Annotated in this window: 13 protein-coding genes; 4 read left to right on the top strand and 9 right to left on the bottom strand. The window is 38.4% G+C overall.

Annotation, left to right across the window (positions count from 1 at the left end; all coding sequences use genetic code 11):
• Positions 1-2: 2 nt before the first annotated feature.
• On the top strand, positions 3-752 hold the full coding sequence (locus tag ACFINK_RS01055; RefSeq protein WP_375613045.1) for an SDR family NAD(P)-dependent oxidoreductase: 750 nt from the start codon (positions 3-5) through the stop codon (positions 750-752).
• Positions 753-822: 70 nt separating this feature from the next.
• Here ACFINK_RS01055 and pssA read toward each other — a convergent pair whose 3' ends face one another.
• The 5 genes from pssA to cysS form a co-directional block, all read right to left on the bottom strand.
• Entirely contained in the window at positions 823-1,662 is an 840-nt protein-coding gene (pssA, locus tag ACFINK_RS01050; RefSeq protein ID WP_375611225.1) for a CDP-diacylglycerol--serine O-phosphatidyltransferase, read from the bottom strand.
• A gap of 8 nt (positions 1,663-1,670) precedes the next feature.
• Positions 1,671-2,369 (bottom strand): phosphatidylserine decarboxylase, encoded by a 699-nt coding sequence (locus tag ACFINK_RS01045; RefSeq protein ID WP_375612939.1) that lies wholly within the window; start codon positions 2,367-2,369, stop codon positions 1,671-1,673.
• 117 nt (positions 2,370-2,486) lie between these two features.
• On the bottom strand, positions 2,487-4,370 hold the full coding sequence (locus ACFINK_RS01040) for an ABCB family ABC transporter ATP-binding protein/permease (RefSeq protein ID WP_375620728.1): 1,884 nt from the start codon (positions 4,368-4,370) through the stop codon (positions 2,487-2,489).
• 115 nt (positions 4,371-4,485) lie between these two features.
• A complete protein-coding gene (locus tag ACFINK_RS01035) occupies positions 4,486-5,157 on the bottom strand; it encodes a DUF421 domain-containing protein (RefSeq protein ID WP_375611298.1) in 672 nt (223 codons plus the stop codon).
• Positions 5,158-5,196: 39 nt separating this feature from the next.
• Positions 5,197-6,705, bottom strand: a complete 1,509-nt coding sequence (cysS, locus tag ACFINK_RS01030; protein ID WP_375611222.1) for a cysteine--tRNA ligase — start codon at positions 6,703-6,705, stop codon at positions 5,197-5,199.
• Between the two features lie 497 nt (positions 6,706-7,202).
• Between cysS and ACFINK_RS01025 the strand changes: the two genes are divergently transcribed.
• Positions 7,203-7,571, top strand: a complete 369-nt coding sequence (locus tag ACFINK_RS01025; protein ID WP_375612942.1) for a TIGR02301 family protein — start codon at positions 7,203-7,205, stop codon at positions 7,569-7,571.
• A 417-nt stretch (positions 7,572-7,988) separates the two neighbouring features.
• On the opposite strand, the gene ACFINK_RS01020 is transcribed toward ACFINK_RS01025, so the two are convergent.
• On the bottom strand, positions 7,989-9,317 hold the full coding sequence (locus tag ACFINK_RS01020) for a dihydroorotase (protein ID WP_375612943.1): 1,329 nt from the start codon (positions 9,315-9,317) through the stop codon (positions 7,989-7,991).
• Positions 9,318-9,381: 64 nt separating this feature from the next.
• On the opposite strand from ACFINK_RS01020, the gene ygfZ reads away from it, so the two are divergent.
• Positions 9,382-10,254: a CAF17-like 4Fe-4S cluster assembly/insertion protein YgfZ gene (gene ygfZ, locus ACFINK_RS01015; protein ID WP_375629274.1), complete on the top strand. Its 873-nt coding sequence runs from the start codon at positions 9,382-9,384 to the stop codon at positions 10,252-10,254.
• Complete coding sequence (locus ACFINK_RS01010) at positions 10,247-10,864, top strand: YfbR-like 5'-deoxynucleotidase (protein WP_375610152.1); 618 nt, start codon at positions 10,247-10,249, stop codon at positions 10,862-10,864. The genes ygfZ and ACFINK_RS01010 overlap by 8 nt, the downstream gene beginning before the upstream one ends.
• A 591-nt stretch (positions 10,865-11,455) precedes the next feature.
• Here ACFINK_RS01010 and panB read toward each other — a convergent pair.
• Genes panB through recO form a run of 3 tightly spaced genes read right to left on the bottom strand, consistent with a single transcriptional unit; the run spans position 11,456 to position 13,898 of the window.
• Entirely contained in the window at positions 11,456-12,271 is an 816-nt protein-coding gene (panB, locus tag ACFINK_RS01005; protein WP_375612945.1) for a 3-methyl-2-oxobutanoate hydroxymethyltransferase, read from the bottom strand.
• The gene (gene panC, locus ACFINK_RS01000) at positions 12,268-13,128 is read right to left on the bottom strand and encodes a pantoate--beta-alanine ligase (protein WP_375612946.1); all 861 of its coding nucleotides are present in this window, start codon (positions 13,126-13,128) and stop codon (positions 12,268-12,270) included. Before panC ends, panB begins: the two co-directional genes overlap by 4 nt.
• A gap of 23 nt (positions 13,129-13,151) precedes the next feature.
• Positions 13,152-13,898, bottom strand: coding sequence for a DNA repair protein RecO (recO, locus tag ACFINK_RS00995; RefSeq protein WP_375638092.1), 747 nt, complete (start codon positions 13,896-13,898; stop codon positions 13,152-13,154).
• Between the last annotated feature and the right edge of the window lie 22 nt (positions 13,899-13,920).

The raw sequence follows: 13,920 nt of genomic DNA, 5'->3' as shown, positions 1-13,920 counted from the left end.
TGATGACAAAACGTGACTTTAGTCTCCATGGGCGTGTTGCACTTGTTACTGGCGCATCAAGAGGGATTGGCTATTATTTGGCACTCGAGCTTGCTGCACGCGGTGCTCATATTATTGCTCTTGCACGAACAGTCAGTGGACTTACTGAATTAGATAATCAAATCCGAGAAAAAGGAGCTCATGCAACCCTTGTTCCCCTTGACTTGCATCATATGGAAAACATCGATACCCTTGCTATCTCAATTGCCAAACGCTGGAAAAAACTTGATATTATCGTTGCAAACGCAGGAATTCTTGGAACACTCTCACCAATAGCGCATATAGAAAACACGGTATTTGAAGATGTTTTTCAAATAAATCTTTTCAGCCAATGGCGCTTAATGAAAGCCGTTGAGCCTTTATTACGTGAATCTGATGCTGGACGAGCCATCCTGTTATCCTCAAGCGTTGCGCATGCTGCGCGCCCTTTCTGGGGAGCTTATGCAGCCTCTAAAGCGGCTTTAGAGGTGATTGCCCGCTGTTGGGCAGAAGAACTCAAACAAACCCCTATTAAGATTAATTGTGTCAACCCTGGTGCCACACGCACTGCCATGCGCGCTGAAGCTATGCCCGGTGAAGATCCACAAACTCTTCCTTTACCACAAGAGGTTGCAAAAAAGATAGTCCATTTGTTATCACCTGATTTAAAGGAAACTGGCAAACTCTTTAATGTCCATAAAAATCGGTTTGTAGATTATCATGTACCTGATTGATCATCATATGAGAAGTAAATCGTTTGACTCTCTCTTTTTCCTGTGCTTTTCGACAGAAGAATGAAGCACTTTATAATTCTTGGATAGCTTTAGCATCAGCCTTTTTCTCTTCTAAAGTAGCACGTTTATTATAAGCGATAAAACTACAAGGGAGAAAAATCATATAGCTAACAGCTGTAATCAATAAAGTTTCCCATGTGTAAGTCGCAAGAAAACCGACATAAATAACAATGACCAACATGCAAGGTATAACGATATCGCGCCTTAAATTTTGATCAATTGTTTTTGCATTCCATACCGGTAAACGACTAATCAAAAGAAAAGCAATAATTACAGTATAAAGACTAAAAAATAATGCCCACCCCCAATTGGGGACCAAACCAAGAGTGCCTAAATAGGTAGGCAATAAAAGTAATAATGCTCCTGCTGGTGCTGGAACACCAACAAAATAACTTCTCTGCCACTTAGGTATATTGGGGTTATCTAACATCACATTAAAACGTGCTAATCGCAAACAACAAGCAACACAATAAACAAGGGCAGCAACCCACCCAATATGATTCGCTTGATTCAAGATAAAAGAATAAACAATGAGTGCAGGGGTAACACCAAAATTTATAACATCAGCAAGAGAATCCATCTGTGCCCCAAAAGATGAACTACCATCTATTAAACGGGCAATGCGACCATCAGCACCATCTAAAACTGCGGCCAAAAGCACCATTAAAATAGCAGCTTCATAGCGATGTTCAAAAGCCAAACGAATGCTGCTCATCCCTGCACAAATTGCTAAAATAGTAATGATATTGGGAATGACATACCGCATTGATGTAGGTGAACGCCGCCGATTTGCAACATCATCATGCTGCCCCTCAGGATTGAATGAAGAAAATGGCGAAAAATTTTTCATTGTGAGTCCTAATCGTATCTGAAGTCCGTTGTGGCACTCTTATCATCAAAAGAACCCAAAACTGTTTCTCCAGCAATTGCTGTCTGTCCAACTGCAACACGCAATTTCATTTCAGTTGGTATATAAACATCAAGGCGAGAACCAAAACGAATCAATCCAAATCGCTCACCAGTCATAACGGCATCGTTTTCTTTTGACCAGCAAACAATCCGGCGCGCAACCATTCCCGCTATTTGTACGACACCAATTTTACCATGTTTGCTATCAATTACCACCCCATTACGCTCATTAAACTGACTAGCTTTATCAAAGTCAGCATTGGTAAATCGACCTGGATGATAAACGATAGACTCTACTGTACCACTGATAGGAATACGATTAATATGGCATGAAAAAACATCCATAAAAATGGAAATACGGATCATTTCATCTTTCCCTAATCCTAATTCTTCAGGTGGAACACATGATTCCACAAATGAAATACGCCCATCTGCAGGCGACATAACCCAATTTGAATTCAAAGGGATCACACGATCTGGATCACGGAAAAAGTATACACACCACACCGTGAGAACGAGACCAAACCAAAACAACGGACTCCATATCCAACCAAGAATGAGCGAAATAACAAAAAACGCTACAATAAAAGGATAACCTTCTTTATGAACCGTTACAAAGCTATTATGGAAAGATTGCAGAATACTCATATAATTTCCTATTCATCGTAAACTTAAACAAGCAACAAAGCTTTTTGTTCCTCTTGTGTCTTTTTATGTATTTAATCAATCACTCCATATAAAGATATAGATTACATTTTGCTCTATTTATTTTTTACGATTAACAACACTCGTCTCATCTTCTTCACGCATTTTACGTAATTTTTCTTCTGCTTGCGATGCTTCAAGCTGCTTATTCCACATTGAAGCATAGAGACCTTTCTTGCGTAAAAGCTCTGTATGCGTCCCATTTTCAATAATACGACCACTTTTAAGAACTAAAATTTCATCCGCATTGATAACAGTAGAAAGACGGTGCGCAATAATCAATGTTGTACGTCCACGGCTTACAATATCCAATGCTTGTTGAATTTCCTGTTCCGTCGCCGTATCAAGAGCCGCCGTTGCTTCATCTAGAATAAGAAGTGGAGGAGCTTTTAAAAGTGTCCGTGCAATAGCCACGCGTTGTTTTTCACCACCTGATAATTTGAGACCTCGCTCTCCTACCATAGACTGAAAACCTTCCGGTAAAATTTCAATAAATTTTGATATTTGTGCCATTTCAGCAGCTTTGCGCATCTCTTCATCTGTAGCACTTGGACGCCCATAGCAAATATTATAGGCAATTGTATCATTAAATAACACCGTATCTTGTGGGACCATGCCAATCGCTTCACGCAAACTCTTTTGTGTTACGTCACGAATATCCTGCCCATCAATTGTGATAGAGCCTGCATCAACATCATAAAACCGAAAAAGCAACCGAGAAATAGTAGATTTACCGGCACCCGATGGACCGACAATAGCGACTGTTTTTCCTCCAGGAACTTCAAAATCAATATCTCTGAGAATCTGACGTCTCGAATCATAGGAAAACTTTACCTGATGAAAACAAATGGTCCCATCGCTTATCTCTAACGGTTTAGCATCCGATTTATCAACGATCTCTTTCTGAACATCTAAAAGATCAAACATTGCTTCAATATCCGTTAAACCTTGTCGAATATCACGATACATTGAACCAATAAAATTTAGTGGAATGGAAAGTTGCATTAAAAGCGCATTAATAAAAACAAAATCTCCTAAAGTTTGTGTCTTATAAAAAACTTCATAAGCTGACATCAGCATCATGATCGTCATTCCAATACCAAAGATAAGAGTCTGACCAAAATTAAGCCAGCTTAAAGATGTCCAAATCTTTGTTGCGGCTTTTTCATAACCTACCATAGAAGCATCAAATCGATCGGCTTCTAGAGTTTCATTACCAAAATATTTGACCGTTTCAAAATTCAAAAGAGAATCAACAGCGCGAGTATTCGCCTCAGTATCCGCTGTATTCATTTTTTGTCGAATGCGAATACGCCAATCACTCGCCTTAATGGTAAACAAAATATATAATCCAACCGTTACAACAACAATGAGAAGATAATGCCACCCATAACTTATATAAAATACCAGTGCCGTTAATATAAATTCTAAAACTGTTGGTACTGTACTAAGAATTGAAAATCTTACGATCGCTTCGATTCCTTTTGTTCCACGCTCAATCACACGAGAAAGCCCACCTGTTCGGCGTTCCAAATGAAATCGCAAAGATAACTCATGCATATGTACAAAGGTTTTATAAGCTAATTGACGAACAGCGTATTGACCAACAGTGGCAAACAGGGAATCGCGTAATTGATTTAATCCAGCCTGCATAATACGCGCGACATTGTATGCCAAAACAAGCATGATGGGAATAATCCAACTGGATGGGAACCATTCAGGTAGCTGAAAGCTTGAATCAAGCACATTCGTAGAATATTTAAATAAATACGGTACAGATATGAGAACGAGCTTAGCCAAAACAAGATAAAATATTGCCCATAGCACACGCATTTTTAGATCACGCCGCCCTACCGGCCACATATAGGGCCATAAATTGTAAAGTGTGTGCAGAGTCTTCCCTGTATCTGATGATACAGTTTTTGTCATTTCATTGCGTTTCATAAAGTCCTTACTTCTCTATCATCCGCACAAACAGGCAAAATACCCTCTGTGGTTATTTATAGATTCATCTCTTCATTATGGCTTCCAATAAGCTATACCTACCCGTTTTTTGAAGTTAGACTGTTTTTGAAAAAGGAACAAGAAATAATCCACTATACAATTTATTATTTTGATCTGTATTTTCATACCACTCTGCTGCAAATAAATTTTCAACTTTTACATGTTTTTTTTTCAATTCTGCCTGAAGCCATTTTTTTGTTTTACCAATCTCTTTCAGCCCCTTATCAAGAATTTCACCATTTTGTATTAAAATGATAGACTTCTTTCCTTCTTCCTTTTTAATAACGGAACAATCGCCATTGGTTTCTAAACGAACGAAAGCAGCTTCATGTAAACTACAGCCTTTAATGCGCAACATTGTAATCAGATCATTCACACTGATACCTAATTTTTTAATCTTATCCACTTGAAATACTCCATCTAAAACCAATGCAATATGTCGTCCTGCAATAAGACGACGAAAAAAAACTGAATAGCGCATCAGAAAATTAAGAGATGTGACTAAAGTCTGCCAAATAAATAAGACAATCAACAATTGAATACTGCTAACATCCGGACTATAAATAACGCCTCCAATAATACTTCCCATGACAAAATTACTTACCAAATCAACTGGCGTCATTTGACTAAGACTACCACGACCTGTGGTTCTTAAAATCAAGAGGAAAGCGATAAGTCCTACAACTAGTTTTAGTGCAACATACCCATAATGATATAAAAATTCCATCATATTCTCCTTTTTTATGGAGCTGCTGGAATAGAGACATTAGTGTCGCTTTATTTCCCACACAGTTATGCGCTCACCACTCTGCGGATCCTTACTGTCTTTTAAAAGAACCCCCTTGGCTGCAAGCTCATCACGAATTGTATCCGCAGCTTCCCACTCTTTATTATGGATAAGTCTTAGTCTTTCGGCAATGCGCTGATCAATAAATTTTGTATCAAGGAAAGTTTTTCTCGTAAATAATGGGCAATCTATTTCTTTAATCCATTCTTGTCTTAACAGTCCTAATAAATTCATCCCATTCAGAAGAGCCAAAGCATTTCCTTCTTTATAAAATTTTCGCAAAAGAGTCAGTGCTTTTGGAGTATTAAGATCATCACTAAGTGCATCTATCAAAGTATCATCAATTGCTTCATTGTTTTTCATCTCACTCTTTTTGCTGCGAAGCCATTCATACCAACGATACAGTTCGCTGCTCGATTGTATTAAACGCTGTGCTGTCCAATTTAATGGTTCACGATAATGCGTTTGCAACATCGAAAAACGCGCAGACAAACCAGCCCAATTTTGCTTCATTTCATCGGTTAAAATACCATTAAACTCCCCCAAATTATTCTCTAAAACAGAACGAATAGTTATGAAATTGCCAAAGCTTTTCGACATCTTTTTGCCTTCAACTTGTAAAAAACCATTATGCATCCAAAAATTAGCCATTCGCTCCGTCCCAAAAGCTGAACAACTTTGTGCAATCTCATTTTCATGATGAGGAAAAATTAAATCAATTCCACCACCATGGATATCAAAAACATTGGCGGTCGGATCATCACAGGTTAAACCACCGCCATAGGGCGCTAATAACTTTGCCATTGACATTGCAGAACATTCAATATGCCAACCTGGACGACCTAAAACAGGAATTCCGCCCGGTGATTTCCAACCTGGTTCTCCTTCCACAGAAGGCTTCCACAAAACAAAATCCATCTCTTCCCTTTTATAAGCAGCAACATCGATACGCGCCCCCGCCCTCATTTCATCTAAAGAACGATTTGCAAATGCCCCATAATGGGGAGGATTTTTTATGCTACTTACAGAAAATAATATATGATTTTCCGCTTCATAAGCGTGCCCCTTTTCAAGCAACCTTTCAATTAAAGAGCGCATCTCCTCTAAATGCTCAGTGGCGCGTGGCTGACTGGTTGGCAACAGACAACCAAGTGCTATGGTATCTTGCTGAAACTGAGAATATGTACGTTCTGTTAAGTGACGAATAGCCTCATTCAATGATACGTTTGGATATTCGCTAGCTGCTCGTGCATTAATTTTATCATCGACATCTGTAATATTACGTGCATATAGAACATGCTCATTGCCATAAACATGACGCAATAAGCGAAATAAAATATCAAAAACAATAACAGGACGTGCATTTCCTATATGCGCATAATCATAAATTGTCGGTCCACAAACATAAAGGCGTACTCTTGTCGCATCTATTGGTGTAAATTTTTCTTTTTTACGTGTTAGCGTATTATAAAATCGCAACTCTTTCATTTATTGACTCCATGGACGATATTATGCACCGATCCTTTTAGATGTATCTTATCTCAAATCATTGTATTACGCGGTTTAAGCTAAAAACTTGTATCTTATAGTAAATTCTTCTTACCATTTTCCCATTGTATTTACGGCTGTATCCATCGTTTATCATAAAAACAATCTATTTTATTTGATTGGACAAAAGCGTTCTATCATTAGAGATGCTTTCTCTCCTTAAAGAAAATGAGCTTAGAAAAAAATCTATAGGCAATACAATATAAATCTATGTGAAAAATAGATAGTTTGCAGAAAGAAAATCTTAAATTTTTAACCACACAAAGCTTCGTCAGTATTTTCAATATTCCACAATGGGTTCCTTACTGCCTCTTACGCCCTATATTTTATAATCAATAATTGAGAATAATGTAGCAATTAACTTTATTTTTACACCGTTCTCATGACAAAATTATTTTATCTTTACAGAGTTTTATTCAAAGAAAGCAATAAAAATAATGCGGTATAGATTGATGAACATCATTATTTTAATATTTCTTGTCATTTCAATGCCAACCTTTGCACAACAATCTCCACCTTATGAAAAAAAATTACTCCGACTAGCAGAAATTTTGGGATCATTGCATTCTCTCCAAAATCTTTGCGAGCCTCCAACAAACCAATGGTATGACTATATGAATGCACTGATTGAAGCAGAACGCCCCATTCCACAAAGACGTGCTTATTTTTATGAAGCGTTTAATGAAGCGTATCGTGCTTTCTCAGAAAATTATCATCATTGTACACAAGCAGCCATTGAAGCCAACCAAAGATACATTGAGGAAGGAAGAATTTTATCTGAAAACCTCCTCATGCATTATAAATAATTAATCTATACAAAAAGTAGCTCTCTCAATCTTAGCGATATCAATGATACTCCTTTCACAAATGCGGGGAGCAATAAACCAGCTCTGAAAATAGAGAGACGTTTAAAGAATAATGTCTTGATACGCTTTTATTCATATGCGCCTTTTTCCCCATACAAAACTGTTCTTTGGCTTCCTCCCCACACTTTAACGGACAAAGATTTTTAACTAAATTTGCTCTGTAAATAATCTAGGTTCTTGTTGAACAAGGTTTCTCTTGGCTTCTAGCACATGTAATTTGCTGCATAGTTTCTACAAACAAGCCTAAGAATATTCACCACTCATTAAAAAAACACTTATGTACCAAAGAGGCTGACATACCCTATATCACCACTCTAAAGGATGGTATTTTACGGCATACTTATAATTTTAATCTGTTTACACCAAAGTTTCCATAAATTTAACAGGCTCTCCTTGTGAAGGTGTGACAATTTCACCTTCCCACATAACGCGCATACCACGGATAATAGTCCCAACAGGCCAACCTTTAACTTTTTGACCATCATAAGGTGTCCAACCGGCGCGAGAACCAATTAAGCTATTCGTAATAATTTCCTCTCGCTTAAGATCAACAATGGTTAAATCAGCATCAAACCCAACAGCAATGCGCCCTTTACAACTTATACCAAAAATACGACTAGGGCCATGTGAAGTGAGATCAACAAAACGTTCAAGAGATATTTTTCCTGCATTCACATGTGTCAACATAATTGCTGCTGTTGTTTGCACGCCTGTCATACCTGAAGGTGAAGAGGGATAAGGTTGAAGTTTTTCTTCAAGAGTATGAGGCGCATGATCTGAACCTAAGACATCAATAATTCCTTGTTGAACACCGTACCAAAGAGCGTCACGGTGGCGCGGCTCACGAATAGGCGGATTCATCTGAATTAATGTACCAAACTTCTTATAATCATCAGCCGTGAGCGTCAAATGATGTTGTGTCACTTCAATTGTTGCAACATCCTTATGTTTTTTTAGAAAATCAATTTCTTCTTCTGTCGAAAGATGTAACACATGAATCCGAGCCTTCGTCTCATGAGCAATTTTTACCAAACGCTGCGTACATTTTAATGCCGCAACTTCATCACGCCAAATCGGATGTGACGATGCATCCCCTTCAATACGCAATATTTTACGCTCTTTGAGCCTCGCCTCATCTTCAGAATGAAAAGCCGCACGACGGCGTGTATTCTTCAAAATAAGGCGTACACTTTCATCATCATCAACCAAAAGATCACCGGTAGAGGACCCCATAAAGACTTTAATTCCAGCCGCACCAGGAAGTCTTTCTAATTCAGATAGTTCATGAGCATTTTCACGCGTTCCTCCAACCCAAAATGCAAAATCACAATGCATTCGATGAAATGCGCGTTGAACCTTATCGCTTAATGTTTCTTCTGATGTTGTCAATGGATTGGTATTAGGCATTTCAAAAACTGCCGTAACACCCCCTAACACAGCAGAATACGAGCCACTTTCCAAATCCTCCTTATATTCATTTCCTGGCTCACGAAAATGCACTTGGCTATCAATAATTCCTGGTAAAATATGAAGCCCCGTACAATCAATGACCTCACTAGCCGATGCACATGTAAGGTCGCCTATTTCAGCAATACGACCATTTGTAATACCAATATCACGCTTGCTTCTTCCATCATGATTCACAAGTGTTGCACCTTTAAAAATTGTATCAAATGTTTTAAACATAACCACGCTCCTTACATATTGCTCACTTATCGATTATGTAACTTTGAGCAGAAAGGCAAGAACCATGATTGAAAAACAAAATGCCATTTGCTTAAAAAACCGCGGACTTATTCAAATTACAGGCGAAGAAGCAACAGATTTTCTACAATCCCTGATCACGACAGATGTAAAAAAAATCAGTCCACAGGAACTTTTCCCTGGAGCCCTTTTATCCCCACAAGGAAAGGTTCTTGCTGATTTTCTTATCGGAAAAAAAGAAGATGGTTACCTGATTGATATCAGGATGCCTTTAGCTGATACGCTCCATAAGCGTCTGTTGCTCTATAAGCTGCGCAAAAAAGTAGAAATTACACAACCATTCCAAGAGCTTGTTACAGTTTCTTTGAATAATGAATCAGATGCTTTAAATTTTGATTCAAGTTTTGTTGATAAACGCTTCCCACAAAAAGAAAAAATAATACGAATCTATGGCAAAAAACCTTTTTTAACTTCAGAATATCATGACACATGGAATCAATTGCGTATCCGTTATGCAATTGCGGAAAGTGATCAAGACTATGAAATTGGCAAAGTCTTTCCTCATGATATTAATTACGATCAAATCAATGGACTTGCATTCAATAAAGGATGTTATATTGGACAAGAAATTGTTTCACGAATGCACCACCGCCGTGCAGCACGTCGCCGTATTTTTATTGTAAAAGGCCAGTGTAAATTAACCCCTCAATCTAGCATTGAAGCAGGAACAAAAGTGCTTGGCTACTTGGGAACATGTGTAGAAAATGAGGCTCTTGCTTTAATGCGTATTGACCACGTCAAAGATGCTATGGATCATAACATCCCCTTTACTGTAAAAAACATTCCTGTCACTATAAGCATTGCTGAAAATATGAATTTTACCTTTCCTGAAAATACTATAGAAAACACTCATGGCTAAAGCTGAATTATTAAAAAATGGAGAAGCCCGCGCTTGGCAAAGAATGCTCTCTGGAAGGCGACTTGATCTTCTCAACCCTTCTCCTTTTGATGTTGAAATTGAAGATATTGCCCATGGACTTGCTCGCGTAGCACGTTGGAACGGTCAAACACGAGGAGAGCATGCCTATTCTGTTGCACAACATTCACTTTTGGTTGAACAAATATTTCAAAAACTTTTTCCACAATCGGGAAGCAACGAATGTCTTTATGCCCTTCTTCATGATGCTCCAGAATATGTCATCGGCGATATGATTTCCCCTTTTAAAGCTGTTATAGGAAAACAATATGAACGCGTTGAAAAGCGCATCCAAGATGCTATCCACATGCGCTTTTCTCTTCCCGTTGATCTTTCTCAAAAACTTTTAAAAAAAATTAAACAAGCCGACCGTATCGCTGCCTATTATGAAGCGATTACGCTTGCTGGATTTAATACAGAAGAAGCCCTTCACTATTTTGGCTCTCCCAATAATATTTTACCCGATGATCTGAATTTATCCCCCTATTCTACCCAACACATTGAAAACGCATTTTTAACGCGCTTTAATGACTTGGATGTCCAAAGATTATAGCCCCTTCGCATTGTTGATTCCTTGTCATTACAGAATCATCACACTGACTTATAATAATAATTCATTGTTTTTTCATTTTGAATGAGAGCTCCTAATATCGTAAGCTTCACTCATTTCAAATCTGTTTATATTGAATCAATCAAAATCATTCTCTTGCACACCACAAGCGGGTCTGGCGTGTGGGTAAAATTTTTTAAAGAAAGAGTTAAAATGCTTCTTATGAACCATCTCAAGTGCTAAGCGCTGTCGCAGCATTGAAAATTGGCAAAGTGTGTGATGATGCCGGCTTGCTCTCTTATGAAGCGTAAAGACGGGAGTACTCTATAAATTTTATACACTTCATAAGGGACTTACCACTATACTATTCACGAACGCCGTCGCGAAATAGGTTGGGTACCTTAAGAAAGCTTTCTTTAAAAAAGCATGTGAATTAGCGACCCAATGGCGTTCTATTTTGCATGAGAGGCGTGACTTCATTAAAGAAATGGAAAAAATCACAGTTCAAATTGCATACAAAATATATTAAAAATGCACATTCATTATCAAAATAACAAATGTTCTCTTGTCAAACCTTTCATCTTAAACTGAAGTTTATTTTAGTTTATAAACTTCATTATCCGCTGGGAAAGCACGAGATGTGACATCCTCTGCATAATTCTTTATTGCAGTTTCCATGGCTTGTTCAAGGTCTCCATAACGGCGTACAAATTTTGGCACATGAGAACCATAGCCCAACATATCTTCCATAACCAATACTTGCCCATCACATTGATTGGACGCCCCTATACCGATCGTAGGGATAGAAAGCTTATCTGTCAGTTTCACCGCTAAAGGTTCAACCATTGCTTCTAAAACAACAGCAAAAGCACCTGCCTCTTCAATCGCTGCTCCATCTGCTTCAATTCTTTGCCAATCATTCTCCTTGCGTCCTTGTGTTTTAAAACCACCAAAACGATTCATTGCTTGGGGTGTAAGACCGATATGCCCCATCACTGGAATGCCACGTTTACACAAAAAATCTACTGTTTCGGCTATATAAACGCCCCCTTCAAGCTTAACTGCACCACACCCCGTTTGTGCAAGAATGCGCGATGCATTTAAAAAAGCTTGCTCTGGACTTTCCTCATAAGAACCAAAAGGCATATCAATAACAACAAGAGCTTTTTGAGATCCACGCACCACGGCTTTCCCGTGTGAAATCATCATATCTAAATTAACAGGAAGCGTTGTCTCAAACCCATACACAACCATCCCAACGCTATCACCAACCAAAAGGATATCGCAATATGGATCAGCAATCCGCGCAGTATAAGCTTGATAAGCTGTTAAAGAAACAATTGGCTGTTGTCCCTTTCGTGCACGTATTTCGGAAGATGTTATACGCTTTACGGTTTTATGTACACTCATTTTCCACCCTTCTCTTGCAATATATATTGATCAATCAGCCTTATCTCACCAAAGCGGACAGTAAGAAGTAAAACTGCTGGTTTATTCAATGTTCCTTTAACCACGCATAAAGTTTCCATATCCCGTAAATCTATCGCTTCAATGATTGCACGCGTTTCTTGTTGTAAAATATCACGAACAGTTTTGCATAATTTATCAACCGACCGTTCACCTTCATGATAAAGCTTTTCAGCAGCTTTTCCACTTTCAGGAATAATTTTGGCAGCTTTACGATCTTCTAATGTTAAAAGCTGATTGCGTGAAGAACACGCTACACCATCTGACTCCCGTAGAATAGGAACTCCAACGATTTCAATAGGAAAAGCCAAATCTTCAACCATACGCCGAATAATTAAAATTTGTTGAAAATCCTTTTCCCCAAAAAAAGCCTTATCTGGTTGGACAATGTTAAAAAGTTTAGCAACAACGCTTGTTACACCACAAAAATGCCCTGGACGTAATTTTCCCATCAAAATACGTGATAATTTTTTCACTTGTACAATTGTATCATTCCCCAGTGGCCACATTTCATCTACAGAAGGAGCAAAAACACATTCAACACCTGCTTCTTTTAACAAAGCACAATCGCCCTTCAAATCTCTTGGATATTGAGAAAAATCTTCATGAGGTCCAAATTGCTTTGGATTGACAAAAATAGAAACCACTACGCGATCACACATTGCTCTTGCATACTGTACTAATGCAAGATGGCCATCATGCAATGCCCCCATTGTTGGAACAAAACCAATCGAAAAACCTAAACGTCGTTCCTCTGAAGTATATTGGCGGACTTCAGCAATTGTCTTTAAAATTCTCATTTTCCCATTCAATTATCATCAGATCAACCAATTAATGCCTGTACACCAAATTGACGCTCAAACAATTGTATCAAATTCATGCGCACTGACGGCTGCTTTATATCTCGTGGCTCCCAGACATGACGCATAAGAAAAAAACCCGTCAGTATAAAACCATTTATTATGTCACTAAAATCAGCAGGACGAGTCGTTCTGTGTACAAGAAACTGTGGTAGAATGAGAAGCTTTTTTTTCCAAGGTTCCCCTGCTTCTTCACAGACAGCCCGTCCAGATTTTGGTGATACGTAATGAAGCCTTTCCTGACGACCTGTTGCAGCACAACAAGATAAATCAAGACCAAAACCAAGTTCTTCAAGAAGCCGCATTTCAAAACGTACAAGCAATTCTGCATTGACAAATGGTTCATCAAAATTCTGCATAAAAAGGTGTAAAATATCATATAAAATGGGGTGCGGATCACGTTCGGGAAGAAGCCGCAAATGAAAAGCTATCAATTGCAAAGCATAAAGTGCTTCTGGTAGACAGATTAATCGTGCCGCATGTAAATCAAGAGCTTCAAGCCGAAAAAGTCCCAAATGTTCGTCTAAACGAGCCCACCATTCAGCCTCCACAAAATTTCCAGGTTGAAGAAGAGCTGCCATGCGACGCGAGCGCCCCCCTTTTACCACTCCCATATAACGACCATGTTCACGTGTCATAATCTCAAGAATAACACTTGTTTCACCATATTGGCGTGTACCAAGTATAACGGCTTGTTCTTTCCACTTCATTTTACTTTAATTATTTTTAAAA

It is taken from the genome of Bartonella sp. AA16NXGY (assembly GCF_042197325.1).
Taxonomy (GTDB): Bacteria; Pseudomonadota; Alphaproteobacteria; order Rhizobiales; family Rhizobiaceae; genus Bartonella.
Note: the sequence above shows the minus strand (reverse complement) of the source record. Positions and strands in the feature narration are given on the sequence as shown.

Coding starts and splice junctions, on each gene's coding strand:
- ACFINK_RS01040 (WP_375620728.1), bottom strand. CDS start 4,370: ATGAAACGCAATGAAATGACAAAAACTGTATCATCAGATACAGGGAAG.
- panC (WP_375612946.1), bottom strand. CDS start 13,128: ATGAGAATTTTAAAGACAATTGCTGAAGTCCGCCAATATACTTCAGAG.
- ACFINK_RS01045 (WP_375612939.1), bottom strand. CDS start 2,369: ATGAGTATTCTGCAATCTTTCCATAATAGCTTTGTAACGGTTCATAAA.
- recO (WP_375638092.1), bottom strand. CDS start 13,898: ATGAAGTGGAAAGAACAAGCCGTTATACTTGGTACACGCCAATATGGT.
- pssA (WP_375611225.1), bottom strand. CDS start 1,662: ATGAAAAATTTTTCGCCATTTTCTTCATTCAATCCTGAGGGGCAGCAT.
- ACFINK_RS01035 (WP_375611298.1), bottom strand. CDS start 5,157: ATGGAATTTTTATATCATTATGGGTATGTTGCACTAAAACTAGTTGTA.
- ACFINK_RS01025 (WP_375612942.1), top strand. CDS start 7,203: ATGCGGTATAGATTGATGAACATCATTATTTTAATATTTCTTGTCATT.
- cysS (WP_375611222.1), bottom strand. CDS start 6,705: ATGAAAGAGTTGCGATTTTATAATACGCTAACACGTAAAAAAGAAAAA.
- ACFINK_RS01010 (WP_375610152.1), top strand. CDS start 10,247: ATGGCTAAAGCTGAATTATTAAAAAATGGAGAAGCCCGCGCTTGGCAA.
- ACFINK_RS01020 (WP_375612943.1), bottom strand. CDS start 9,317: ATGTTTAAAACATTTGATACAATTTTTAAAGGTGCAACACTTGTGAAT.
- ACFINK_RS01055 (WP_375613045.1), top strand. CDS start 3: ATGACAAAACGTGACTTTAGTCTCCATGGGCGTGTTGCACTTGTTACT.
- panB (WP_375612945.1), bottom strand. CDS start 12,271: ATGAGTGTACATAAAACCGTAAAGCGTATAACATCTTCCGAAATACGT.
- ygfZ (WP_375629274.1), top strand. CDS start 9,382: ATGATTGAAAAACAAAATGCCATTTGCTTAAAAAACCGCGGACTTATT.